Origin of the sequence: Echinicola strongylocentroti, assembly GCF_003260975.1 — a bacterium.
Lineage (GTDB): Bacteria > Bacteroidota > Bacteroidia > Cytophagales > Cyclobacteriaceae > Echinicola > Echinicola strongylocentroti.
Genome location: NZ_CP030041.1, coordinates 4,774,666 through 4,800,466 on the forward strand (window position 1 = coordinate 4,774,666; position 25,801 = coordinate 4,800,466).

21 protein-coding genes are annotated in these 25,801 nt (G+C 42.6%); 14 read left to right on the forward strand and 7 right to left on the reverse strand.

Features of this window, described 5'->3' with window-relative positions; translation table 11 throughout:
• The first annotated feature begins 145 nt into the window (after positions 1 to 145).
• Positions 146 to 1,516 carry an alkaline phosphatase family protein gene (locus DN752_RS18745; protein WP_245949306.1) on the forward strand — a complete coding sequence of 457 codons (1,371 nt, stop codon included), beginning with the start codon at positions 146 to 148 and terminating at the stop codon, positions 1,514 to 1,516.
• A 925-nt stretch (positions 1,517 to 2,441) separates the two neighbouring features.
• Positions 2,442 to 4,829, forward strand: coding sequence for a glycoside hydrolase family 95 protein (locus DN752_RS18750; protein WP_245949307.1), 2,388 nt, complete (start codon positions 2,442 to 2,444; stop codon positions 4,827 to 4,829).
• A gap of 64 nt (positions 4,830 to 4,893) precedes the next feature.
• Here DN752_RS18750 and DN752_RS18755 read toward each other — a convergent pair whose 3' ends face one another.
• Positions 4,894 to 5,829 (reverse strand): diacylglycerol/lipid kinase family protein, encoded by a 936-nt coding sequence (locus DN752_RS18755; RefSeq protein ID WP_162633267.1) that lies wholly within the window; start codon positions 5,827 to 5,829, stop codon positions 4,894 to 4,896.
• Between the two features lie 288 nt (positions 5,830 to 6,117).
• The gene (locus DN752_RS18760; RefSeq protein ID WP_112786617.1) at positions 6,118 to 6,492 is read right to left on the reverse strand and encodes a PRC-barrel domain-containing protein; all 375 of its coding nucleotides are present in this window, start codon (positions 6,490 to 6,492) and stop codon (positions 6,118 to 6,120) included.
• 254 nt (positions 6,493 to 6,746) lie between these two features.
• On the opposite strand from DN752_RS18760, the gene DN752_RS18765 reads away from it, so the two are divergent.
• The 3 genes from DN752_RS18765 to DN752_RS18775 all read left to right on the forward strand — a co-directional run bounded on the left by DN752_RS18765 (position 6,747) and on the right by DN752_RS18775 (position 8,557).
• Entirely contained in the window at positions 6,747 to 7,304 is a 558-nt protein-coding gene (locus DN752_RS18765) for a helix-turn-helix domain-containing protein (RefSeq protein WP_112785384.1), read from the forward strand.
• 108 nt (positions 7,305 to 7,412) lie between these two features.
• Positions 7,413 to 8,270: an SDR family oxidoreductase gene (locus DN752_RS18770; RefSeq protein WP_112785385.1), complete on the forward strand. Its 858-nt coding sequence runs from the start codon at positions 7,413 to 7,415 to the stop codon at positions 8,268 to 8,270.
• Positions 8,271 to 8,329: 59 nt separating this feature from the next.
• Complete coding sequence (locus DN752_RS18775; protein WP_112785386.1) at positions 8,330 to 8,557, forward strand: hypothetical protein; 228 nt, start codon at positions 8,330 to 8,332, stop codon at positions 8,555 to 8,557.
• A gap of 487 nt (positions 8,558 to 9,044) precedes the next feature.
• On the opposite strand, the gene DN752_RS18780 is transcribed toward DN752_RS18775, so the two are convergent.
• Positions 9,045 to 9,401 carry a four-helix bundle copper-binding protein gene (locus DN752_RS18780; protein WP_112785387.1) on the reverse strand — a complete coding sequence of 119 codons (357 nt, stop codon included), beginning with the start codon at positions 9,399 to 9,401 and terminating at the stop codon, positions 9,045 to 9,047.
• Between the two features lie 538 nt (positions 9,402 to 9,939).
• Here DN752_RS18780 and DN752_RS18785 point away from each other — a divergent pair.
• Positions 9,940 to 11,343 (forward strand): sigma-54-dependent transcriptional regulator, encoded by a 1,404-nt coding sequence (locus DN752_RS18785; protein ID WP_112785388.1) that lies wholly within the window; start codon positions 9,940 to 9,942, stop codon positions 11,341 to 11,343.
• Here DN752_RS18785 and DN752_RS18790 read toward each other — a convergent pair.
• Positions 11,327 to 11,926, reverse strand: a complete 600-nt coding sequence (locus DN752_RS18790; protein ID WP_112785389.1) for a hypothetical protein — start codon at positions 11,924 to 11,926, stop codon at positions 11,327 to 11,329. The genes DN752_RS18785 and DN752_RS18790 overlap by 17 nt on opposite strands.
• Positions 11,927 to 11,953: 27 nt before the next feature.
• The gene (locus DN752_RS18795) at positions 11,954 to 12,481 is read right to left on the reverse strand and encodes a hypothetical protein (RefSeq protein WP_162633268.1); all 528 of its coding nucleotides are present in this window, start codon (positions 12,479 to 12,481) and stop codon (positions 11,954 to 11,956) included.
• A gap of 617 nt (positions 12,482 to 13,098) precedes the next feature.
• Here DN752_RS18795 and DN752_RS18800 point away from each other — a divergent pair.
• The 4 genes from DN752_RS18800 to DN752_RS18815 all read left to right on the forward strand — a co-directional run bounded on the left by DN752_RS18800 (position 13,099) and on the right by DN752_RS18815 (position 16,757).
• Positions 13,099 to 13,545: a response regulator gene (locus DN752_RS18800; RefSeq protein WP_112785391.1), complete on the forward strand. Its 447-nt coding sequence runs from the start codon at positions 13,099 to 13,101 to the stop codon at positions 13,543 to 13,545.
• Between the two features lie 14 nt (positions 13,546 to 13,559).
• A complete protein-coding gene (locus tag DN752_RS18805) occupies positions 13,560 to 15,737 on the forward strand; it encodes an ATP-binding protein (RefSeq protein WP_112785392.1) in 2,178 nt (725 codons plus the stop codon).
• A 131-nt stretch (positions 15,738 to 15,868) separates the two neighbouring features.
• The gene (locus DN752_RS18810) at positions 15,869 to 16,303 is read left to right on the forward strand and encodes a hypothetical protein (RefSeq protein ID WP_112785393.1); all 435 of its coding nucleotides are present in this window, start codon (positions 15,869 to 15,871) and stop codon (positions 16,301 to 16,303) included.
• A gap of 304 nt (positions 16,304 to 16,607) precedes the next feature.
• Complete coding sequence (locus DN752_RS18815; RefSeq protein WP_112785394.1) at positions 16,608 to 16,757, forward strand: lmo0937 family membrane protein; 150 nt, start codon at positions 16,608 to 16,610, stop codon at positions 16,755 to 16,757.
• Positions 16,758 to 17,775: 1,018 nt separating this feature from the next.
• Here DN752_RS18815 and DN752_RS18820 read toward each other — a convergent pair.
• Positions 17,776 to 19,929: a catalase gene (locus tag DN752_RS18820; RefSeq protein ID WP_112785395.1), complete on the reverse strand. Its 2,154-nt coding sequence runs from the start codon at positions 19,927 to 19,929 to the stop codon at positions 17,776 to 17,778.
• Between the two features lie 666 nt (positions 19,930 to 20,595).
• Between DN752_RS18820 and DN752_RS18825 the strand changes: the two genes are divergently transcribed.
• From DN752_RS18825 to surE, 3 genes are all read left to right on the forward strand, one after another.
• Positions 20,596 to 20,796 carry a CsbD family protein gene (locus DN752_RS18825; protein WP_112785396.1) on the forward strand — a complete coding sequence of 67 codons (201 nt, stop codon included), beginning with the start codon at positions 20,596 to 20,598 and terminating at the stop codon, positions 20,794 to 20,796.
• 258 nt (positions 20,797 to 21,054) lie between these two features.
• A complete protein-coding gene (locus DN752_RS18830; protein ID WP_162633269.1) occupies positions 21,055 to 21,249 on the forward strand; it encodes a hypothetical protein in 195 nt (64 codons plus the stop codon).
• Between the two features lie 466 nt (positions 21,250 to 21,715).
• The gene (gene surE, locus DN752_RS18835) at positions 21,716 to 22,441 is read left to right on the forward strand and encodes a 5'/3'-nucleotidase SurE (RefSeq protein WP_112785398.1); all 726 of its coding nucleotides are present in this window, start codon (positions 21,716 to 21,718) and stop codon (positions 22,439 to 22,441) included.
• A 40-nt stretch (positions 22,442 to 22,481) separates the two neighbouring features.
• Here surE and DN752_RS18840 read toward each other — a convergent pair whose 3' ends face one another.
• Positions 22,482 to 23,684: a hypothetical protein gene (locus DN752_RS18840; protein ID WP_112785399.1), complete on the reverse strand. Its 1,203-nt coding sequence runs from the start codon at positions 23,682 to 23,684 to the stop codon at positions 22,482 to 22,484.
• A 429-nt stretch (positions 23,685 to 24,113) separates the two neighbouring features.
• Between DN752_RS18840 and DN752_RS18845 the strand changes: the two genes are divergently transcribed.
• Positions 24,114 to 25,793, forward strand: coding sequence for an AMP-binding protein (locus tag DN752_RS18845; RefSeq protein ID WP_112785400.1), 1,680 nt, complete (start codon positions 24,114 to 24,116; stop codon positions 25,791 to 25,793).
• Positions 25,794 to 25,801 lie beyond the last annotated feature (8 nt).

Here is a 25,801-nt window from a genome sequence, read left to right on the forward strand (position 1 = left end):
CATTCACTGCAGCGGATCAGGTCGTAATACCTGTGCGCCGTGGCATGGATAGTCTAATGCATATTTGAGGTTTAACCCAGGTTAAAGCTAAAAGAAACACCATTTTCCTTAACGAAAACATCCCTTTTAAAAATCAAATCGAAAGATGAAAAATATAAGATTAAAAAGATGGATGCAGGCCGTCATTGCCTGCATTGCCCTACTGATGTTCCAACACAGGAGCCATGCCCAACATACAGCACTATCTGAGCATGTAGTACTGATATCAATTGATGGTTTTAGGCCTGAGTTTTATTTAGAAAAAGAATGGCCTTCTCCAAATCTCCAAGCGATGGCCAAAGAGGGAGTCAGGTCCCTTGGAGTTACGGGTGTATTTCCTTCCGTTACCTATCCGTCCCATACGAGCATCATCACCGGTTATCCTCCTGCCGTGCACGGTATATATTATAATGCGCCATTTGAGCCTGATGGACAAACGGGGAAATGGTATTGGGAAAGTGAACTGATCCAAGCACCTACACTATGGCATGCCGTACGTGAAAACGGCATGAAAAGCGCCAGTTTCCTATGGCCCGTATCTGTCAATGCCCCTATTGACTATAACATCCCGGAATACTGGAGCCTGGAAGGATATGGAAGAATAGAACCCATGAGAGAAATGGAAAATCCTAAAGGGCTAATGGCCGAAATGGAATTGAATGTACTGGGAAAACTAAATGAAAAGACCTTCAATGGCGATTATCTAAACCGGGAAGACCGGATTGGAGATATGGCCGGATATGTGTTGGAAACCTACCGCCCCAACCTAATTACGGTTCACCTGATTGCAGCAGACCATTTTCAGCATAGTGAAGGGAGAGAAGGCCCCATGGTCTATAAATCAATTGGAGCCATAGATAGGGCCATTGGTAAGATCATGGAGGCTGCGGACAGGGCCGGACTAACGGAGAAAACCACCTATATCATCACTGGGGACCATGGTTTTGTCAATACGCACAGTGCGATTTCTCCAAACATTTGGTTGGTAGAAGCTGGACTAATGGAAAATCAAAAAGACAGAGGGGACTGGAAGGCTGCCTTCCATACCAGTGGTGCCTCGGCCTTCTTGCATTTAAAAGATCAAGACGACCACGAATCCCTAGAAAAGGTGAAAGAAATTTTGAAAAATCTACCTGCTTCTACAAAAAAACTATTTCGGGTAGTCGACAGGAAAGAGCTCGATACGGTTGGGGCTGACCCCAATGCCGTTTTGGCCTTGGCCCCTATCCAAGGTATTAGCTTCTCAAGTGCTACCCAAGGGCCGATCATCAAGCCTGCCGTAGGTGGAACTCACGGGTATTTCCCGGATTTTGACGAAATCGAAACTGGGTTTATTGCTTGGGGAGCGGGGATTGAAGGCAATGTGGAAATTCAGGAAATGAAATTGGTGGATATTGCTGCATTGGTAAACCAGCTTCTTGATCTATCTATGGAGCTACCAGAAAGTACATACTATCCAGGGATGATAAAAAAATAACTGGTATAATCAATTATATAGGAGGCAGGGTTTCCTGTCTCCTTTTCTTTGATAGTATATTTTTCTGCTTGTGCAATACCCCCAAGCCATTGTCTCGGGTTAAAAACCCAAACTTACCTAGCCCCGCAGCCGAGCTGTCGGAACAACAATTGCCTTGGTGGCTTACCTTTTTTAGCCACAAAGTCTCGAAGCCACCAAGAGGGATGAAATGGAGCTTGTCGTGTACTTGGTCTATTACTCTCCAAAATACTTGGCGTCTTGGCGACTTAGTGGCTTCCTATTAATCACAGGAAAATTAAATAGGTGCTCACAGAAAACATGGAAATCTCAGAAAAGCCTTATTTCATTCTGGGTATTCTGTGTGTTCCGTGAGAAATAAAACCTACTGGCAATAAAGCGTATAATCAGGAATCCCGGGTTTAACCCGGATTATGCGTTAGGAATCGTAGTGAGAGCTGAAATTGCAAGAAAATCAGTTAGTTTGGAGGCATTAGCGTAGCACCGCTACGGTTATGCCGAAAACTAAAGTGAAACGGCTGATTTTGAAGCAGTTTCAGGTCGCAACAGATAGGCTAATGCATATTCCGGGTTTAAATGTGTTTGCCCTGTTGTTTTAATGCCTAATCATTTACCTCTTCGCTAAAATCACTACTTTTGCTTTCGACTTGTTTTATTGTGCTAAAACACAAGAAGAACGTATATCGGGCTGGCCTTGCCTTGTTTATGCATTAGGATCGTTATCACCTGTCCGCCTCAGGAGGAGGGCATAGATAGTTCAATGCATATTTCGGGTTCAATTGTGGGCCACTCTTTTTTTGAACCTTATTGATTCCAAATGATTAGTATAACATTCCTAAATAGGCAGTGTATGGTCAACTATTCCATGCTAATATTCATTGTCCTGTGTTCTTTAAAAACAACTGTAATGGCTCAGTCACCTGACAAAAGCCTTTACTTTAAGCAACCTGCCAAAAATTACCTAGAGGCCTTGCCCCTAGGCAATGGGCAGTTAGGGGGAATGGTTTTTGGCAATCCCAATAGCGAAAGGATCGTCTTGAATGAAAAGACCTTGTGGTCCGGAGGAGTACAGGATGCCGATAGGGAAAATGCCCATGTTCATTTGGGTCAGATTCAGCAGTATCTTCTCCAGGGAAAAAACAAAGAAGCTGAACAGCTGCTGCAGGAAAATTTTGTTTCTAAAGGAGATGGGTCAGGCCGTGGAAAAGGGGCAAACGTGCATTATGGCAGTTATCAAACTCTTGGAGACTTATGGATCAACTGGCAGGATACAGCCTCGGCCTATTCTGACTACACTCGTATACTGGACCTGGACAGGGGAGTGGCCACGACGAGGTGGAAAAGAGAGGGGACTTCCTTTTCCCAAATTGGTTATGTAAGCTTGACAGATGATGTGTTGGTCGTCCATTTGACAGCATCTGAGAAAGAGGCCATCTCTTTTTCTCTTGGGCTGGATAGAAAAGAAAATGCCGAGACATACAGCGTGGATACTGATCAGTTGCTAATGCTGGGAGAGTTGCCGGACGAAGACACTACGGGAATGCGGTTTGCTTCGATGGTGAAGATATTTCCAGTTGGTGGTGAGCTCATCCAGAAGGCAGACCAACTGTCCCTGAGGGGAGCAGATGAATGCTTGATCGTATTGGCAGCGGCTACGGACTATGATATAGATAACCCTGCATTACGGGGTGCTGATCCCAAAGAGGAAGTACTTCAAGTTATTAATGACTTTAAACCTAATGGAGCTCAGGCAAGACATGAAAAGGATTTTGGGGCGTTATTTGAAAGGAATAATTTTCAGCTTGATAAGCACGAAAGTAGGGTGGTGAGTCTGAGTACTCCCGAACGGCTTTCTAGGTATGCCGAAGGACATCCAGACAGCCAGCTGCCAGTGCTGTATTTTAACTATGGAAAATACCTTTTGATTTCGTCCTCACAGCCCGGCCAGCTGCCTGCAAACCTCCAAGGAATCTGGGCACCGGAATATCAGGCTCCTTGGAATGGAGATTATCACTTGGACATAAATATTCAAATGAACTATTGGTTGGCAGAGCCGCTCGGCTACGGTGACTTGGCAAAGCCGCTTCATCAATTCACGTCCAATCTGGTGGAAAACGGTCAAAAATCAGCCAAAGCCTATTATAATGCGCCAGGATGGGTAGCCCATGTCATTAGCAACCCTTGGTATTTCACATCTCCTGGCGAGGGAGCCAGCTGGGGATCCACCATGACGGGTGGAGCCTGGCTTACTGAGCATTTGTGGGAGCATTATCGTTATTCCTTGGATACGGCTTTTTTGGCCGCCTATTATCCTGTCCTTAAAGGCGCAGCGGAGTTCCTTTCTTCTGTACTTATCGAAGAGCCTGGGCACCAATACTTGGTCACCGCCCCGTCCAACTCACCTGAGAATGCCTACCTTAAACCCAACGGCTATAAAGGACATACCGTCATGGGACCCACGATGGATATGCAAATCTGCCGGGAGGTTTTTGGGAATACCATTCAGGCAGCCAATATCCTTGGAGAAGATCAGGGTTTGGTCGATCAGCTTACCAAGAAGATGGCGCGATTGGCCCCGAATGAGGTAGGTGAAAAAGGTGATTTGAATGAGTGGCTCCATGATTGGGATGATGCTGATCCACAGCATCGGCATGTTTCGCACCTCTATGGCTTACACCCCTACGATGAGATTACCCCTTGGGGCACTCCCGAATTGGCCAATGCCGCTAAGGCTACCTTACTGCAGCGAGGTGATGGAGGTACGGGATGGAGTAGGGCTTGGAAAATCAACTTCTGGGCAAGATTGGGCGATGGAGACCATGCCTTGGTACTGCTCCGAAAGCTCCTTCAGCCAGCAGCTGGTGACGGGACCAAGATCGTTATGAGCAATGGCGGTACCTATCCCAATTTGTTTTGTGCTCACCCTCCATTTCAGATAGATGGAAACTTTGGCGGAACGGCAGGGATTATCGAGATGCTCTTCCAAAGCCATGGGGAGCAAGAGACCATTCGGCTGATCCCTGCGCTACCTGCAGACGCATCTTGGCAGGCAGGCGAAGTAAAAGGCATGCAGGCAAGGGGCGCATTTACAGTGGATTTTAAGTGGGAAGAAGGAAAAGTGGTCTCAGGAAGAATCACTTCTCTTAAAGGAAGGGAATGTAGTTTGTTATTGCCAAAAGGAATGATGCTTATAAATGAAGAAGGGGCTACTATTGTTACCAACCAACTTGATGGCGACAGTGAAGTAGTATTTGAGACCCTTCCCAATCAAACCTTTTCTTTGATGCCCCTTTAGCCCGGAATCAACGCTGTTTAGTTAAGGGTGTTTTTCCCTTTTAATGTGTATATGAGCTCTTTTTTTACTTTGGCCGCGAATCCCCTATCATCTTGGCGGGTTTGGAAGTGAACTTGGTGTTGACTACGGGGATCGTCCCCTCAGTGAGGGTGATATGTGCTTGGATTACGTCTTTTTTTTGATGCTCAATGGGATCACTTAGTTCGTCATCTATATGGAATTGCTTGGAAGTTTTGATAAATATTTCCTTGGCTTTTATGGTTTCTATTTCTGGTGTAGCGTAGTTGGAGTAGTGAGATTTTAAATAATTGCCTAATTTTTTCCTCTCATGTGCTGCCACCAAGAAAACATCCAGAAAACGGTCATGGCTTACTGCATCCGGGGCTAGCGAAAGTGCTGGTCCCATGCGTTTGGAATTCATGATTTCGACCCATAAGTAGTGTCCCGAATAGTCTCGTGAGTCCAAAGTGATTTCGTAGTTGGAAGGGGTCAAACGGGAATATTCTTTTAGTGCTACCTTCTTGCCTGCCTGGATTTTATTGGTGTCGTCATTATGTTGATGAAGATGATCACTGTCCAGCAGGTTTTTGAATAGCCCCCAGCCGATGGATTCTACAAAATAATAGGAGGTATGAGGAGTCGTTGCCTTCCCGACAGAAAGAGGGTAAAAGATGCCCTTATGCCAAGATTTTAGTGTTGCTGCCAAGTTGTTTTCCACGCACAGTCCATTTGCAATATTATTGGCATTTCCAAAAGGAAGAATGGCAATAGGGTTGGTTATTCCCTGCTTTTTCATTGCTCTGATGATTTTTTCGATGGTACCGTCACCGCCTGCGATGATGAGAAGGTCAGCTGGTGAGTTCAAGGCATGGCGATAGTCGTCCTCTTTGGTGTTTATGGCCAGGATATTGGCGCTGTAGTTGGTCAGGAATGCCAAAGTACTGTCCAGATCAAATTCCCCTTTTCCTGCTGTTGGGTTGTACAATAATGTTATGTCCATTTTAATTAACCTATATAGTTTGTCATTCTGTTCCTGCGATGCTTTATAGCAGCGCATGCATTAGTCTATCTACGCCATGGCACACAGGTACTGCCATTTGATCCGCCTCAGTGGATGCTAACACCTCCAGACTATCTGATTGCGCTTTCACCTCTTCCCGGAATCTTTTGGGGGAGGCTATAACGATTCTTAATGCCTAAATCGAGCTTAGCCGCTTATAAATGGAGAAAAAAGCCCAGGAAACCATCCGGGGCTTTTTGGTTTGCATCATAAAGTGAAATGGAAAATCTACAATACGTTTTTGTTTTCGGAAACGCCATAGTAGGCGTTTACTTTATTTATAAAATCATACTGGGGGCCAGTTGGCCAATTGTCCTTGTCAAATCCCGGGGATTTTTCCAGACTTTCTTTATTTACATCCAAAATAATGACTTCGTCTTGGTGATTGTCCAAGGAAAGTGCCTGCCAAGGAATGGCAAAATACTTACTTCCTAGGTTAAGAAAACCTGTGTCAACTTCCAGTACCACATAAGCGATATGGCCAGTACTTGTTTCTATCATGAGGTCTTTGATACTGCCAATTTTTTCATCCTGTGGCGTCTTTACGGTGGTTCCAGATAGTGAACTGGATGATAAGATCAAATCATTCACTTCGTTTCTCATCGTTTTATGGTTAAATTGGTAAATATTCAGGTACCTGATTATATTCAATACCCATACCAATGAGGGTGGACTTGGTAGGAGGGTAAAATAGCGCAGTATAGGCCCGGTAAGGATGTAGGAAGCCGGGAACACTATTCTGAGAAAAGTGGCACATTGTGGCCAAAGAAAATAGCAGGATCACCCATAAGACCTGTTCTGTTAAGAGCTTTATTATGAACTAACCAACTTACTTAATATAGAAATCCCCGAGAAATATGGAGATCAATTTGAAAATTGACTTGAATGTACTGTGTAAAACCATCGTTAAGGAAATGTTGGAAGAGGAAGGGATTACCTATGAACTCCAATCCTCCACTACAGTAAAGGTGCTATCCTCCCCAAGCGTAGAAAAACTCAATCATTTGGCCCAGCGGATGAAGCCTTATGGGATTACTATCATTGATGACCAAAAGGAGGCAATGGTGCAAAAAATAAAAACCATCATCATCGATATGGTCAGGGGAGAGGGAGGTAGCCTGCCGGTAAATACCTCTTCGTACTTAAGTGAAAAACTGGGGTTTAGTTATGGTTACCTTTCCAATCTTTTTTCTGAAATGACCATGACCACTATTGAGAATTTCCTTATTATGCAAAAGATCGAGATGGTGAAGCACTTGTTGTCCACCCACAATTTAACACTTACCGAAATCGCCTACCAGTTAAACTACAGCAGCGTCGCCCATCTGTCCAATCAGTTCAGAAAGACCACTGGTCTGACCCCATCGGCTTTTCAAAGGATACTGGCCCGAAAGAGAGCAACACAACAGGCCTAAACTGAGGTGAAGTAATCAGGTAATAATATAAAACTGGATGTAAATGATGTAATCCTTTCGCCTGTGTTTGGCTCCATAATTGGATTGTTTGAATATAAAAAGACAATTATGGAAGAAAATAAAGGAAAACCCGGACAGGTACAATCGCACCAACCAGGGAAGGAACATAAAATGGATCCCACACCAGAATACCTCAAGCCTAATTACAAAGGTAGTGGTAAGCTTAAGGATAAAGTGGCCATTATCTCTGGTGGTGATAGTGGAATAGGAAGGGCGGTAGCGGTGCTGTTTGCCAGTGAAGGAGCAAAGGTCGCCATAGCTTATTTGGAAGAAGATAGAGATGCAGAAGAGACCAAACGACTGGTGGAAGAGCAGGGTGGCAGCGCTCTCCTTGTCAAGGCGGACCTCAGTAAGAAGTCTGCCTGTAAGAAGGTGGTTTCGGAAACGCTGGAAACGTTTGGCCAATTGAATATAATAATCAATAATGCCGCCCAACAATATGTGCAGAGACAATTGGAGGATATCGATGAAGAGCAATTGAGGAAGACCTTTGAAACCAATATTTTCTCTTACTTTTTCCTAACACAAGCAGCCCTTCCCCATTTGAGCAAGGGCGATTCTGTGGTTAACACAGCCTCAGTAACGGCGTATAGAGGAAAACCAGAATTGATCGATTACTCATCCACCAAAGGGGCTATAGTAGCCTTCACTAGGTCACTTTCTACCAGTTTGGCATCTAAAAATATACGTGTAAATGGCGTGGCTCCTGGTCCGATTTGGACTCCGTTGATTCCTGCTTCTTTTTCCAAAGAAGAAGTTGGGGAGTTTGGCGTTCATGTGCCGTTGGGCAGACCCGGTGAGCCTTCGGAAGTGGCTCCTGCATTCTTGTTTCTTGCTTCTGATGAAGCCAGCTATATTACAGGCCAGTTTATCCATCCGAATGGCGGTGAAATCCTCAACACGTGATTCGCAGCGCCTTAAGTAATAATGATCCCATTCGTTAATAAACTCAAAAAATCAATAGTATGAAAAACCAACAATTATTTCCTTCAGCGATCTATGAAAATCTTGTGCAAGTGAAGGAAAGTAAACAGAAAGAAGCCAACGACCGGAATGGTTTTAATACCAATGACCGGTCTAGTGATAAAAGAACCGAGGATGTGAATAAAGAAGAAGCCTCCTTTCCAAGTTCAAATGGTAAAACGAAAAATAAAACGTATCCCGAAAGGCCATATGGAAAACGGTCAAAGTAATTTTATAGGATCAAGCCATATTTCTGGGGAACGATAAATTTCTTTATTTATCGGAACAATGATACGCCACCGAGGCTCCAAAATACAACGCAACTATAAATCCCTTTCAGTACAGCTTTCAGTACGCACTTGGTGTCTTTGGGATTATGTGGCCTATTTATATAAACGACCATTCGTGGTTTTACCATTAGCAAACTGGCAGTCCCCAGCTTTTATGCTTGGTCCATTTTATTCTGGGTTTAAGCTGCTATCCACACACCAGTTACCACAAATACAAGCCCTAAGCTGTTCGGGGTTCGCAACCCCGAACCGAGATAATGGGGTTTTAAAATCCCCCTAGGCCATTTGTGAATAGTACATAAATATAGCCAATGGCCCTGCGCTTTACGGTGTATTTTGGCATGGGGCACTTTGGCTATTTTTTTATCCTGTAATTCTTATGGCCTGTCCCCATTACGAGGGCGTTGAAGCAATGTAGCTTCTGGATTTATTCTGATTCTCCAGGAGATTCTTTGATGGTAGCCAGATTACCCTGAAGGTAATCTTCACAAGCAGAGGCACAAGCACGGCATGCTTTGGCACATAGGTCACAATGATCGTGATCATGCTTTTCACATTCATCAGCACATGCTTCACATATCGTTTTACAATAGGCCACCAGTGGTTTTACATTGGAGAAAGAGGTGCTCAATATTTTTGAAACCAAGGAGCAAATGTCACCGCACACTTTACAGTTACGGATACATTCAGCCATACCACTGGGTTCGTCCAGACAAGCATCCGCACAGTAGAAACAAGTGGAAGAACATTCGTTTAGTATTCTGAAAGTTTGGGTATTGATCATAATAGTTGAGGTTTAACCCGGATTATGCGTTAGGAATCGTAGTGAGAGCTGAAATTGCAAGAAAATCAGTTAGTTTGGAGGTATTAGCGTAGCACCGCTACGGTTATGCCGAAAACTAAAGTGAAACGGCTGATTTTGAAGCAGTTTCAGGTCGCAACAGATAGGCTAATGCATATTCCGGGTTTAAGTATACATTCATCATAAATCAAAATCCCTGCCTGCTAGGTCGCAATAGAGATAGTATAGGGAGGCAGTGTAAAAGTTTTTTGTAACATATTGGCAAATGGCAGTTGGGGCTATGTCGTTTAGTTTGATTTCGGTGTGATTATTTCATGAATGCTTTTGCTTTTTAATAGTATGAAAATGTTTTGTCGCTTTTATATTACACTTTGTAGGGAATGGTTCCCATAAAGGATATTAATTATATAAACCTTGGGTAAAATAGTGTAATGTAATGGGGGATATATCAACTTAACTTTATAAAACACTAGCAATAGAGCTAAAGAAATTTTATCCATTCATTTAATTATAAAGTCTTATGGAAAGCATTCTTATCGTTGATAATCAAGTCTCCGTTTGTAATTTGTTAAAAAGATACCTGACCGATAACGGTTATACGGTGGATACAAGCACCCAGGCAACACATGCCATCCAGTTGATGAAAGATAATCATTATCAGTTTGTTATCAGTGATTACCGGTTGCCCAAAATGGAAGGGAATGTGTTTTTTCATATGATCAAGAGTATCAGCCCTAAGAGTAGGGTGATTTTTACTTCCAATCAGGTAAATCTAAAGAATGTGGTCAATATGATTCGGGAGGGAGCTTCAAGTTACTTGGCAAAGCCCTTAAATCCGGATGAGCTGGTGGAAGTCCTGAAACAAAAGCCTAGATCAGTACCCTCCCCATCAGCATCAGAGAAAAAGGAGGCTGCTGTAGAAAAAATGCCAGATTATGTAAATGGTGAAAGTAAAAGGGCCAAAGAGGTAGAATTTAAAGTAGGCAAAGTAGGCCCAACTAACTTTTCGGTAATCTTGGAAGGTGAGACGGGGACAGGAAAGGAATCCTATGCACGATTGATCCATCACTGTAGTGAGAGAAAAGAAAAGCCTTTCGTAGCAGTTGATTGCGGCTGCCTGTCTCGGGAGTTGGCGGGAAGTGAGTTGTTTGGTCATGAAAAAGGAGCTTTTACAGGCGCAGTCACTCACAAGACAGGTTTTTTTGAGATGGCCAATGGCGGCACCATATTTCTAGACGAAATCGCCAATCTCAGTAGTGAGATCCAGATGGCTCTTTTGAGAGCACTGCAGGAGAAGATCATCAGAAAAGTGGGAGGTACCAAGGAGATTCCGATAGATGTAAGAATTATAGCTGCCACAAACGAAGATTTGTTTTCTAAGTCAGGGACAACTGGCTTTCGCGAAGATCTATTTTATAGATTGAGTGAGTTTGTCCTTAAAGTCCCACCACTAAGAGAGAGGGGAGACGATATATATCAGTTCATTGATTTTTTCCTGAAAAAAACTACGTTGGAGCTGGGGCAGAAGGAAACCCCGAGATTTACGGATGAAGCGATGGCTTGTCTTGTTGAATATCAGTGGCCAGGAAATATCCGAGAGCTTAAAAATGCCATCAGAAGGGCCAGCCTTTTTGCCAATAGTAAAAATCTCATCCCTGCCTCTGCACTTCCTGAAATGATCAGAACCAGTAAGCTTAGGAATGCTTCGCTTTCCTTATCCAGGGAGGGCAATTCTGAACCGGTAGGTAAGCAAGAATATAATGAGCGAAAAGACCTGAAATCTGTTGCATTGATGGCTGAATCAGAAAAGATCAAAGAAGTTTTGGAAGATGTAAAATACAACAAGACCAAAGCCGCACAAAAGTTAAACATTCATCGAAAAACACTATATAGCAAGCTGAAAGCCCTTAATATTTCTTATTGACCAAGCCCTTGCTTGCCAGTACCTTTTGGATGCGTGGCTGGAGGAACCACAGCCCAATGGGAAATACCAATGCCATGATAAACTCGCTGAAATATTCAGTCTTATGTGGCTCACGGTTTCTTTCGGCCATTACCAGCAAATAGGCCAGGTGATTTAGACTGATCAACAATAAGGAAAGGGATATAAATAATATGATCGCTAGGATGATGGTCAGCGATGGAGATTCTTCGACGATATCTTTTTGATCGATAAAGTCCTTTGACATAATCCCCCCTGTATGAAAGTAAAAGAGGGCGAGGATACCAAAAACGAACGAGACCAATAGGGCTAATGAAAAAGTGGAACTGGCCGTGATCTTTTTGGTATCCATGGCCTTGCTTAGGTGTAAAATGACCGACCATATCCATAAGTAAAAGGTGATCACACCTATAAGTAGGCCTGCCAAATTGATATTTGACAAAGTCTGAGGAGGCAAACTGGCACCGGATAGGTAGGTGATGTTGGTTCCCAGACTCGTGATAAATGGAATCCCCGCAATGATCAGGAAAATCACGTAATGTTTCATTTTGATCAATAGGTCCATGATATAGTTTGTTTAAACGGGCGTTAATTACATTTTTTCTTTGTGAGATGTGGTGCTCCAAGCCATTAGTCTGTTCCCTATTTCATTTTCGATCCGGAGATTTTCTTTTAGCAGTGGCAGCGCCTCTGTTTGATTTAACTGTCGTGCTATTTCTTCCATCCAGCGATAGGAAAATTGCACCATCGAATTTATGGCTAATATGGCCTGCGATAGCTGAAAATGGTCTTGTGGCAGTCCATTGGTGCTCGTTCCATGAGCGAAACATTGGTCCAAAAGAAAATCCATTAATATGTTTTTCTTGCCACCTATAGGTAAGTCAATGAGCAAAAATGTTTTGTGTAGGTTTTCTATTTGGATGGCCTTACCAAGTTGGAAGTTGGCCAGCAGCTGATCGGGTAGCCACCTGTCATTGTGGATGCGAAGGATATTGATACATTTTAATAACTTCATTTCACCTTGGTGGACTTCCATACACTTGTACATAAACCACTGGTGAAGATCACCATTTGGATGTTCGATAGGATGATGCGGAGTGGGGGCGTCTTCAAAAATCATGGGCATATATTTTATAGTTGGAATAAGGTAGGTAAGTCGATGATATCTGGTTCTTTACTTCCTATCGTTTATACTCTACTCTATGATTACTGCGAATAATAGACCACTTCATAAACTGAATAAAAATATGTTGTCTAATTTTAAAATTAAATGACCCAGAAGATTTGAACGGTAGTGCCTGTTGTTTCGAGGGAGATTTGAAAGGTAGATTTCGAGGATTTTTGGCGGATTAATAGTAGTAAAGGCGAAGTCCTGTTTAAGGCATGTTACAGGGGAGTTACAAATTGTAGCTTTGGATTGACAGCTGCATAATGGAAGGAATATACGTATATATCCAATATTTCGGTGTTTGTGTATGGTTTTGTTGGGTTTTTAATTGAAAGTAAATAAAGTGAATTTTATTATAAAATATTGAATAAATTAAGCGGTACTGGTAAAAAATTACTTGTTTTAGATTTTTTATACTACTAAATTAGACAGCGCCGTTTAAAGACCCTGTGTGTTTGTAAATGCAATAAATCCCAATTCACCATTCACTTTCTATTTATCAGGTCAATTAACCTGTGTGCCGAAAGTGTGATCACATTATTTCTGTACTTAAATTTAAAATTGACCTAATGAACCAAAAGACGATTCGGATATTGTTGGCTGATGATGATGAGGATGATAGAATGATGTTTAGGGATGCCATTATGAAGGTGCCACTGAAGACGCAGGTGGAGACCGTAAATGATGGAGTGGAGCTATTGCAATATTTGGCCAATTCCAGTAGGGATTTACCACATATCCTTTTTTTGGATCTTAACATGCCCAGAAAAAACGGACTGGAATGTTTAAAAGAAATAAGGTCAAAAGAGAATTTACGGGATTTGTCCGTAGCGATTTATTCCACTTCAAATGCGGAAAAGGATGTGGAAGAGGCGTTTGTTAGTGGGGCTAATATTTATATAAACAAGCCGAATGACTTTGGTTGCCTTAAGAAAGTTTTGACAAAAGTACTCTCCGTAAATTGGCAATATGTTACTTCTGGCATGGATAGAGATACTTTTTTATTGAGTGTATGAAGGAAAAATAGGATATGCTTAGACACCTTGGCCGTTCAGAAATCATCCTAAATTTTATATTTATTTCGACTGTTGTATTGTTGGTGGTGATTGCTGGATCCAGCTTTATCCAGCACCAACTGCTCCTCAAGAGTCAAAATGACATCATCCAGTCACACCATTTCAATTACTCCTTGCAAAACCTTATCGTAGAGGTGTCCGATATGGAGTCGGCCGAGCGTGCCTATGTAGCATCTGGGGATAAACGATTTTTAAATAATTATGGAGCTATCAAAGACTCTGTTTATAATACCATACGAGAGATCAGGCAGCTGGCCATTTCGGCCAATGTCCCCCCCGCCACAGTGGATTCACTTCAGTTTATCGTCCAGGGTAAATTGGACCATTTGGAAAAAGTAATTGCATTATATGGTGACGGTAAGACCTTCGTACAGTTACAAGATGAATTTGTAGAGGGTGACAGTCTTATGCGCAATATAAAGACAGCTACCAGTATGATGGGCTATGTGACTTATATGTTGTTTCAAGACAGAAAACAGTACTTGGAAAAAAAGAACAAAGACTCTCCTTATTTCACGGTTATTACTTTTCTGTTTTCACTGGCCTTGTTTACAACGGCCTATTTCAAGATAGGCAATGATTTAAGAAAGCAAAAACGTACGCTTAATCAACTTGAAATTAACCATGAGATCTTCGAGAAGGCCGAGGCAATGGCAGAAACGGGCCATTGGAAATTTGATCCCGAGGAGCGGGAAATCACCCTGTCCAATAATCAATATAGGCTTTTAGGGTATGAGCCGAAGGAGATTTCCCCAGATTTTTGGTTTTTTATCCGTCATGTGGATAAAAAAGACAGAAAGCAGGTCGTAAATGTCATAAGAAAGGTAGAGAGTGGCCTGTCGGCAGAATCCATTGATGTCCGCATATTTACTGCCTCTGGGCAAGAAAAATGTCTTCAAATGGTGATTAAGATGCATGTAGATGAATTTGGTAAGAAAACCGTTATTGGCGTGAACAGGGACCTTACCAAGATCATCGCATCCAAACAAGAGCTTCAGGAGTTGAATAAGAAATTGACTGTTCAGAACAATGCCTATAATAATGCAGAAACAATAGGCCAAATGGGGAGTATTTCCATGGATTGTAATACAGGTCAATTATCCGCATCTGATAACATGTTTGGGTTACTTGGGATGAGCAGTGCGGGAGATCTTTCTGATATTTCAAAATTCAAAGCCTGTATCCACCCAGAGGACCAAGCAGATTTAGAAGGGTATTTTACCTGTAATTCTTCTGCTACTGATCACGACTGGGTGAGCTTTAGGTTGATGAGGGATAGTGGTGAATATATCTATGTAAGTTCTCTCAAAAAAATAGTGGAAGAGTCTTGGGGAAAAATACTGACCACTGTAGTCCGGGACATTACTGCCGAGCGGGAAGCGGAATTGAAGTTAAAAGAACAAAATGCAGAGTTGAAAAAGATCAACGAACAGCTTTCCTCTTTTAATCATATCGCAAGCCATGACCTACAAGAGCCACTAAGGAAGATCCAGACGTTTATTTCCCGTATCAATGAAGACATCGATCAGGTTCCAGAGGACCTGGTCTATTACTTTGTAAAAATCCAAAAGTCTGCTGAAAGGATGCAGCAGTTGATCTTGGATTTACTTGATTTCAGTAGGGTGAGCAGGATAGAGGATGAGTTCAAGACAGTGGCGCTAAATGAGCTGGTGAGTAAATCGATCAATGAAATGGCTGTTGCCATTGAAGAAAAAAAGGGAAAAGTCCATTGCGAAAAGTTGTCAACCATAAAAGTGATTCCTTTCCAGATTATTCAGCTATTCACCAATTTGATCAGTAACTCCCTTAAATATTCTGCTCCAGATAGACCGCCTGAAATCCATGTTTCCGCTAGTCCGGTGAATGAAGAAGAAAGAGCGGCAATAGGTCGTTCAAAACCTGAAAAATTGGTGAAGATCATTTTTGAAGATAATGGAATTGGGTTTGAGCAAGAATTTGCAACGACTATTTTTGAGCTTTTTCAGCGACTGCATCCGAAGACCAGTTACTCCGGAACAGGAATAGGCCTGGCGATATGTAAAAAAATAGTTCAGATCCATCGGGGAGAGATTTTTGCCAATAGTGCACCTGGAAAAGGAACGAAGTTTACGATTATTCTTCCGGAAAATTGAACATTTCTTTATGAAAATGGTGCAAATAATCTATAAAATGATGTAACACATCGTGGGTAAAAACTATTTACCTTCACTTATAAAGATAGGCACAAAAAGATAGTTTGACATAACCAAAAAATGGAGGAATTATGAATAAAATTAGCTTAATAGTAGGTTTAGCTCTTTTTTTATTTGTGGCAGCCTGCGATGAAGGAAATAATAATACAGACCAAGCCTACGAGTCTCCCAATACGGTGGCTCCAGGGCCAAAGACGATAGATATGGATCCTTTTCAAGTGACATATGAGGACATAGAAGAGGAGAATATGAAGCTTGGTGATGATCTCAATAAGCTGAAGGCAGAAAAGTCTGAACGTGCTCTAGGCAATGAAGGTGCTGAGTTTGACCAGTTGGTAAGCCAAGCTGAAGAAAAAGTAAATGACCTAGAGAAGAAGGCCGAGGAGTTTCAATCTGCTGCCGAAGAAGAGCAAAAAGAAATCTATGATGAAATTAAAGAAATGAAAAAGCAGGTAGAAGATAAAATGGATGAGATCGAAAACCGCTTTGATAAAAACAATTCATAAGCCCGTATAGCGTATACGTCCGCCAATTTTACACAGCCTGTAAGATAGGTGTAACTGACAGCTGAATAAGCCCCTCCTTGAATATCAGGTAATGGTAGTTCAGGGAGGGGCTTTTTGTGTCTTAACAAATTGTGTCTTAGCAAAAGTGGGAACGTGAACAGTCCAGTCTTGGCTGAATAGGGATAATGGTAATCATACAAGATCACAGCGTAATGGTGTAATATGTTCGGTACTGTAAATAAGTAAATTGTATTTAAATCTTTACACCGATTTGTGGTGCATCAACCAAAAAAAACAACTAGTTATGAGAAGTATCTTGTATATAATTGTCGTGATTGTATTGATCAGTTGGGTAATGGGTGCCTTTGTTTATGATGTAGGCGGTTTGATCCATATACTGCTGGTCGTAGCCTTGATTGCATTTATTTTATCCTTTATTAAAAGACCCCGCTGATGGCTGGCGAAACCAAAAAGTTAGGGTAGAGCTGTTGGTTGGTGTTTGTCCCCGTAGAATAAATGCTATGACAAGCTACTAACGGATAACAGTGTCCTTGTCAGCAATAATGCTAGGCGCTTACTTGGCCATCGGCCAGGACTCAGCCATATGATAAAAGAGGTTGTCTCAAGTTAGTTAACTACAAGAGACAACCTCTTTTTGTGTTTGCTGTTGATTTAGAGGTTCCACCCAGGTTTAATCTTTATAACCAAGCGGTATTAAACCCGGAATCAATGCCGTTTAGTTAGTGTGTATCTGGAAAATATGGGTTCTATATTTTTTCCTTGGGCAGTTATTTTTCTAGCTAAATTCCTAGGTGGTTTTCATCCCTTTACCTTTGTTACTTTTTTGCTTCAGGTCAAAAAAGTAACCAAAAAACCCCGCCGCTGTGCATCTATTGGCCTAAAATTAAAACCTTCCCTCATGCAGGCAAACTCCTCCTGTCTAAAGCCAAGCAGGCCTATCTAAAGCCCGGTACCTTCTTTAGCTGCCAACATTCTTTTTGGCCAGCATTTCGTCAAACAAGCCTGCCTTTTTGCCCGCCCACTTTTTAATTTCTTAACGCCCAATACCTGCAAGGCGGATCCATTTTGTACATATTTTAAAAGGCCATGGATTAAAATCATAACTCTCTCAATGGACGATCCGTATTGGAAAATATTTTTAACTAAACGGCATTAAACCCGGACTATGCATTAGCCTATCTACGCCACGGCGCACAGGTATTGCGGTCTGAAACTGCTTCAAAATCAGTTGCTTCGCTGCTGTTTTCGATTTCACCATAGCTGTGCTATGCCTCAATCTCCAAACAGTCTGATTTTCTTGCAGTTTCAAACCTTCCCGATAGCTATCGGGACTGGCGATGACGATTCCTAATGCATAAACCGGGTTAATTCTGGGTTGAGGAGGTGGACTGTCTAGCCAGTACCCTCTTTGCTAAGCGATCAAAAGGGATTTATGCTGGCTTATAAGAGAGCTAAACAGGGAGGTCTCCGGCTTCCTCACGCTTCCAAAACCTGTAATTGGCGACAGCCTTTATAAATTGGTCAATTTCACCATTTAGAACAATCCCTTCACTGGCATTTTCGTTGTTGTCAACCAACTGTGCCGAGCGAGTGGATCGCCACAGAAGAGACCCCATGTCATCCATTCCGATTGCCTTGCAATGTTTGAACATTTCTTCCACAAAAAGGACAGCAGCAGGGGTTTTGCTCAAAAGCTCATCACTTTTGGTTCCTTTTGGTAAGTATAGCGCATCAAAAAGTACCGAAGCAGTGGAATGGAGCGTTTTCTGGATATCAATGGATTGGTTGTCCATGGTTTTTATCTTGCCAAGGGTGGGAGCGATGATGGTGATCTTTGCCCCTTCGGATTTTGCCTTTTGCTGTAGTTTTTCGATAGAATCGATATTAATTCCTTCCGCTACCAGTACTGCGATGTTTCGACCTTGGATAGAGTCCGTTGTAATGTGCTCCATGCTGAGTGCGGCGGATTTTTCTATGGAAGGTGAGGCAGGACCGGATTGAAAATCCTCAGGATTGCCATCTGCTGGTATACTTTGGTTCAGCTCATTATCCAGTTTGACGGGTGTTTCTACCCCGATGTGTTTGGCCACTTCATCGGCCAAGTCCATATCGACTTCCTGCAACTGAGCAATCATGCGCTCTTGGATTGCTGGCATGCTCACCTTTCCGAGCTCAAATTTAAGCGCATTGGCGATATGTTTCTTTTCTACCTCGGTTTGGCTATTATAGAACAGCTTGGCCTGGCTATAATGATCATGGAAACTTTTGCTTCGCTCTTTGGTTTTATTTCCTGAAACTGGCTCGGCATAGTGAGCGTAGCCTCCTTCATGCATGGCCGCTTGAAAAGGGCATCCACCGCCTGTTTGATTGGGGTGATAACTGCTCTGGCCAGCGTTTATCGTTTGGCGCATATGCCCGTCCCGTTGATTGTTATGGACTGGAGTAACGGGCCTATTGATTGGGATCTCATGAAAATTGGGGCCACCTAACCTGATCAGTTGTGTGTCGGTATAGGAAAATAACCTGCCCTGAAGTAGTGGGTCATTGGAGAAATCTATACCGGGCACCAAATGGCCTGGATGAAATGCCACCTGTTCGGTTTCTGCAAAGAAGTTAGCTGGGTTCCTGTTGAGGACCATTTTGCCGATGATCTTTACAGGTACCAGTTCTTCAGGAATGATTTTAGTAGGATCCAATAGGTCAAAATCAAACTTATGCTCATCCTCTTCACTTACCAACTGAACTCCCAATTCAAACTCTGGATAGTTTCCATCCTCGATGGATTGCCAAAGGTCCCTTCTCAGAAAATCAGGGTCATTTCCTGAGATTTTCTGTGCCTCATCCCACGTGACAGAATTCACTCCGAGTTTTGGTTTCCAGTGGAATTTTACAAAATGCGGCTTCCCTTCACTGTTTATAAACCTGAATGTATGGATGCCAAAGCCCTCCATCATGCTAAAACTTCTTGGAATGGCCCGATCACTCATCACCCACATGACCATGTGTGTGCTTTCGGGCATTAATGAAATAAAATCCCAAAAGGTATCATGAGCGGAAGCTGCCTGGGGGATCCCGTTATGCGGTTCGGGCTTGACAGAATGGATCAAGTCTGGGAATTTTACGGCATCTTGGATAAAAAATACCGGCATATTATTTCCAACTAGGTCGAAATTCCCTTCTTGCGTGTAAAATTTCACCGCGAATCCCCGCACATCCCTTGCGAGATCTGTAGATCCTTTGGAGCCAGCTACCGTGCTAAAACGGACAAAAACAGGCGTCTGGGTGCCTGCTTCCTGAAGAAAACCAGCTTTGGTATATTCTCCCATATTTTCGTAAGCCTCAAAATATCCATGAGCTCCGGCACCTCTGGCATGTACCACACGCTCGGGAATACGCTCATGGTCAAAATGCGTCATCTTCTCACGGAAATGAAAATCCTCCATGATAGATGGCCCCCTTTGGCCGGCTTTTAATGTGTTTTGGTCATCGTTGATACGGGCTCCTTGATTGGTGGTCAGGAATTGATCCTCCCCATTCGCCGTGTGGGAGTTGAGCCCTTTTTCTTTATCTTTTGCAGAAGACTGTTGATTTTCTTTTTTTGACATAGGTCTGTGATTTAATGGTTGTTAAGTACTGTGTATATTATAAAGTGATTTTTCAAAATATCTGCGGAAAGAGAAGAACGGCACACCGGGATTTAATGTGCAGTAGTCTACTTTCAATAGGTAAAAATTAACGCTATCATCATGCCGATCATGTCCTTATTTTAAGCACAGGAATGGCCAAGGCGGTTTTTTAAATCCATAGGCACGATTAGCTGACAAATTTATGTTTTGCTAAATAAATAAATAGGGTGATAGCATAGGAATGGAGTGTAGCTGATGTGACAAATTGTTGATACCAGGTAACAAACTTCTTGGTGGGTTTGTATTGGTTTTGCCATGTTGAAAAGCGTCTCCAAGTATCAGCTTACTTGTTTCTTGTTGGTTTAGAAAAGCAATAGATAGGCTTATGCCTGTTTTGGTTTAAACTTTACAATATTGGATTGAATTATTGTAATAAAATAGGGAGGGTTTGGAACAGAACTTGGATGATTATACAGAAACTAAGTGAAGTTATCGATCATCTCAATACTGGAGCAGAGAAACCAAAAAATGACCTGTCTTCAAATCCAAGTTGAGAAGTTAACTTGATTATAATGAAAGACTTAAGTGTTGGTCTTTTGTTGCTGGAATTAAGGCTTTTATCAAACTAACCAAAATAAAACAACCATGAGTGAAGCACAAGAAAAAATCAAAGGAAACTGGAACGAGTTGAAAGGAAAACTCAAACAGGAATATGGAGAGCTCACTGACGATGACCTGTATTATGAAGTCGGCAAGGAGGATGAGCTCTTAGGTAGGATCCAGAAGCGTATAGGTCGGCCAAGAGAAGAACTGGAAGGCTTGATCATGCGAACAACGATAAGGTAAGTTGGCCCGCATTATGCAGTAAATAAGCTATTGAGGTTTTAAAATAGCGTTGAACCCCGGTTTATGCATGAGGAATCGTCATGGCCTGTCCCCATCCATAATGTGAGATTCAGGGATTGGGAAGGAGTTTGCTAGGTGATCTTTTGTTGACCATGGTGGAGCTTCTTCATAGAGACAATCGAACCGGTCAGACTGTCTTGTTTTTTTGTGGAAATAATTAGTGCAAATATTTAGAAATGGGGTTAACCTAAAATGAACATGGAAATAGATTCTTATGGTAAATCAATAGAAACGGTGGAGCGGATTTTAAGGCAGCTAAAAAAAGGTAAGGCAGCGCCCGATGAAATCCTTAAAATGACCAAAACCGCAAATGGAGAATTAAAAGGGTGCCTTAAAAAGATAGAATTCTTAGAGAAAGAATTGAATAAATGGGTGGACAGTTCTCTGCTGTGACTTTTGTGTTTTGGACGAAGGATGCTTCCTGATAGTGCCAATGCCGTCGGTGTTGGAGTACTGTATATTGTTGTCGACATCTATGTAGCTAAATATCTGATTGACTGGCAACTGATTTAAAAGCAATTCAGAACTGCAATGCCTGTGCGCCGTGGCTTAGGTAGGCAAATGCCTATTTCCATCTAACTTCGGAAGGCTTTTATAACGTGGAATTTGGTAGGGCTAGATGGAGGTGTTGAACTAGGCTTTCAGGCGGAGTGAGGGCAATGTTTTTTGGGCACATTCCCCAAGGACTTGCCTCGGGTTAATTGATTACTGAATTTTTCCTGCTGTGCCCTCCTATGTGTCTAAGGTGGTTGCCTAATAAGTTCGCTACTTTGCGTTTACGTTACTCTTTTTTCGATGTCTTAGAATTAGGGTTAGGAATTCCTAGGGAAGAAATCAAGCTGAAAATAAATTAAAAGATATGACTATTCTAATTGCTAATGATGATGGTATCCACAGTCCGGGCTTGCGAGCATTGGCAGAAGTAGCTTCTGCTTTTGGAGAGGTGAAAATCATGGCTCCTGACGCAGAACGCTCGTCTACTGGCCATGCCATCACTTCTGGTCGGCCTTTGAGCATGAAGAAAATGGATATTGGTGATTTTGACGCGTACAGGGTAGATGGGACTCCAGCGGACTGTGTTTCGTTGGGGTGTTTCTACTGGGAGAATATTGACGTGGTCCTATCCGGTATCAACTTAGGCCCAAACATCGGCAATGCCATGTGGCATTCAGGGACATTAGCTGCTGCTAAGCAAGGGGTGTTATTGGGAAAGAAGGGCATTGCCCTCAGTACACCGAGTAAGGATGGTAAGTATCACTTTGAAGCGATAAGGCCATTTGTCCAGAGGGTAATGGACTTGTTGCTAGACGCCCAAGCACCGCAGTTGGTGAATGTCAATTTTCCTGCCGACCCAAAAGGCCTGGCATGGACAAAGCAATCGGTGAGGCATTATGATGGGCAGGTAAAACCCGGCGAGGACCCAATGGGAAGAGAACATTTTTGGTACACTGTAGTACCGATAGAAGAAACTGACAAGGGAACCGATCGATGGGCAATGGAGCAGGGGATTGTTTCCCTGACTCCACTACGACTGGATTTGACTGATATGGATACCTTGAAAGCTGTCAAGGATAAAGGGATCTAGACATAATTAGATGAATTCCTTGACATTGCGATGTCATTCATCAATCTACCTTGTACATTTTATTGGCAGCATTGATGTATTCCAGTGGATTGAAGGCAGTGTCAAAGGCGCTTTTTAGGCTGTTTAGTTTGGTTTCCAAGTCACTCATTCTTGGACCGATGTGTTTGGCTTCTTTGTATTTGTCGACCAGGCCATTATACTTACTGATGTTTTCACTGATCCGAAAGGTAATTCCCCCAAAACGGATCTTTAATGATTGGATTTCGGCCATTTCATTATAAAATGTATTCTTCCAGTTTTTGGCATTGACCTCCCTTTCTGTCTTCACCCTCTTGGCAATAATGTTGGTCAGTTCATTAAGGTATTCGTACCGTTGATTAGCATCATTTTCATTGCTATAGCTTCGTTCAAAATCCTTTTGGTCGATGCCTAGGATCTTGAGATTTTTGTCCAGGTTTTGGGCATATAGCTCCTTCAGCTCCTCCAGCTCCGTATCGATGGCTTCCCATTCCGTTTCGATGAGGTTTTTGTCATTGGTGTAAGCGCCAAGCTCCGCCACAAGTTCAAACATCTGTTGGCTTTGTTCTTTCAGCTTTTTATCCCTTTTTCCCAAGTTGTCGATATAATTGGACATCCCCATGAACAGGGCTTGGCTAAAGGTGCCAAAAATAGGTGTCCCAGCGGATAGGTCACCAGTAAGGCTCACCAGATTGGATACAACTGATAGCGATGGGTTTTCCTTTTTGTTGTCCTCTACGTAGGCCTGAAAACCTTTGTACCAGTTATTGAAGCCTGGATACTGTGTGGGGTTTCCGATAGCATCAAGGGTTTTGAAAAAGTCCCGTGCAGCACTGAAGAGGATTAGCGGCCTCAGCTCCCTCTCCATGGAGACCAAGTTAATGATAGCTGACTGGTAATTTCCCTGATAGATATTGAGTTCAGCGTCTTTTTCGGCTTGTTGGAAGTCCTCGATCAGTTTCACCCGCTCGATCAACTTTTCGATTTTTTGTGCTTCACTGCTCGTTTGATTGAGGGATTTGTCCAGCAGCTGGATCCTGTCGTCCAAATCAGAAAGCTTGGTACCCAATTGGTCATCCAAAGAGTCTGTTTTCACTTGGATGCTTTTCAACAGGCTCTGTTTGAGCGATTGCTCCAATGAAACCTTCATGCTGTCTGTCTGGCCAAACGCACGTGCCCCGCTTAGCAGGATGATCAATGTCAAAAGGTAAATATTACTTTTCATACATAACTATTTTCAGTGTAGCTAACGAATTTTGTGCCATAAATACCAGCAATGAAGGGAATTGTAAACATAATTCGTTTTCAAAATTAATACTAAAGACCAATAATAAATGGAAATTTCATTTTCAAGCCAAAGATTTTTGCCAATAAGGCCCTAACTTGTTGATTAATAATGTATAACCAAGTTGCTCATAGAACGGTCCTTCTGTGACAAGTAACTACCCTAGTGAATTCCCCGTACAATCTGAAAGAAAAAATATTTACTTCCCCCATTGATTGTACCTGAAGAAGTGAAATGATAATTTTGTATAGAGGAAATCACTGGATGATTTTCGCCTTGCAATAGTCCTTTTAAAAGAAGTATAAATGGGTTATATTGATTGTAAATAAATACTGCTATTTTGAGATAGAAAACCCAAAATAAATGACGATGAAAGAATTTCCCTGGTTTAAGTTCTACCCCAAATCAATCCCTCAAACGGTAGATGTAGAGGCCTATCCAAGTGTGGTAGGGCTTTTTGAAGAGTGTGTTCAGAAATATGGAGATACAGTCGCCTACGAGTGCATGGGCAAGACACTGAGCTTTCATGAAGTCGACCAGTTGTCAAAGGATTTTGCTTCCTATCTTCAGAATGAACTCAAGTTACAAAAGGGAGATCGAATTGCCATTCAGATGCCCAATTTGCTTCAGTATCCTGTAGCCATGTTTGGGGCGCTGAGGGCCGGGCTCATTGTCGTCAACACCAATCCTCTGTATACCCCGCATGAAATGAAGCACCAGTTTCAGGATGCGGAGATTTCTGCTGTGGTGATTGTGGCCAATTTTGCCAGTAATCTGGAAGAAATCCTTCTGCAGTTGGATGTGAAGCACGTCATCATCACAGAGATAGGCGACCTTCTGGGAGGTCTAAAAGGAGGGATTGTCAATTTTGTGGTCAAGTACATCAAAAAGATGATACCTTCCTACAATTTGCCCCATGCCATAAAGTTCAAGGAAACCCTCAATATTGGCAGTCACTATAGCCTTCAGGCTGTTGACCTTAGCTTGGATGATACAGCCTACCTCCAGTACACGGGCGGCACCACTGGCGTATCCAAGGGAGCCGAACTGACCCATGGGAATATCATTGCCAATATGCAGCAGATCTCGGCTTGGATGAGACCAAAACTAAAAGAAGGGGAAGAACTGGTCGTGACGGCACTGCCCATGTACCATATTTTTGCCCTTACGGTAAACTGTCTGGCCATGCTCAAGATCGGGGCGCACAATCTGCTCATTACCAATCCCAGGGATATGAAAGCGTTTTGTAAAGACCTTCGCAAGCACAAATTCAGTGTAATCACTGGAGTAAATACCCTCTTCAATGGCCTGCTGAACCAAGCGTCCTTCAGAAGCTTGGATTTTAGCTACTTGAAAATTTCTGTAGGTGGAGGTATGGCAGTACAAAAGTATGTGGCCGAAAAGTGGACTTCGGTGACCGGAACCCCATTGGCCGAAGGCTATGGGCTGACTGAGACATCCCCAGTGGCCTGTTGCAACCCGATTGATGGGACAGAGCGCATCGGTACCATTGGGCTTCCTCTTCCCAATACCGAAGTGAAAGTAATAGATGACGAGGGTAATGAACTCCCCAATGGCGAAAAAGGTGAACTCTGTATCAAGGGACCGCAAGTAATGAAAGGCTATTGGAACAGGCCAAAAGAAACCGAAGGTGTCTTGCTCAATGACTGGCTAAAGACCGGCGACATCGCCATAATTACCGATGATGGGTTTATTAAAATAGTGGACCGCAAAAAAGAAATGATCTTGGTGTCGGGCTTTAATGTCTACCCGAACGAAGTAGAAGATGCCATTGCCACACATGATAAGGTCATCGAAGTGGGGGTGATCGGAATGCCGGATAAACAATCCACCGAAAAGGTAATTGCCTATGTCGTGCCCAATGATAACTCCATTACTCCGGCCGAAATCATCAAGCATTGCAGGGAAAGTCTCACCAACTATAAAGTGCCGAGAGAAGTTTACTTTGTGGATGAATTGCCCAAGTCGAATGTCGGCAAGATCTTGCGAAGGATCATAAAAGAAGATCATATCAAAAAATCTGCATAAAAAAATAG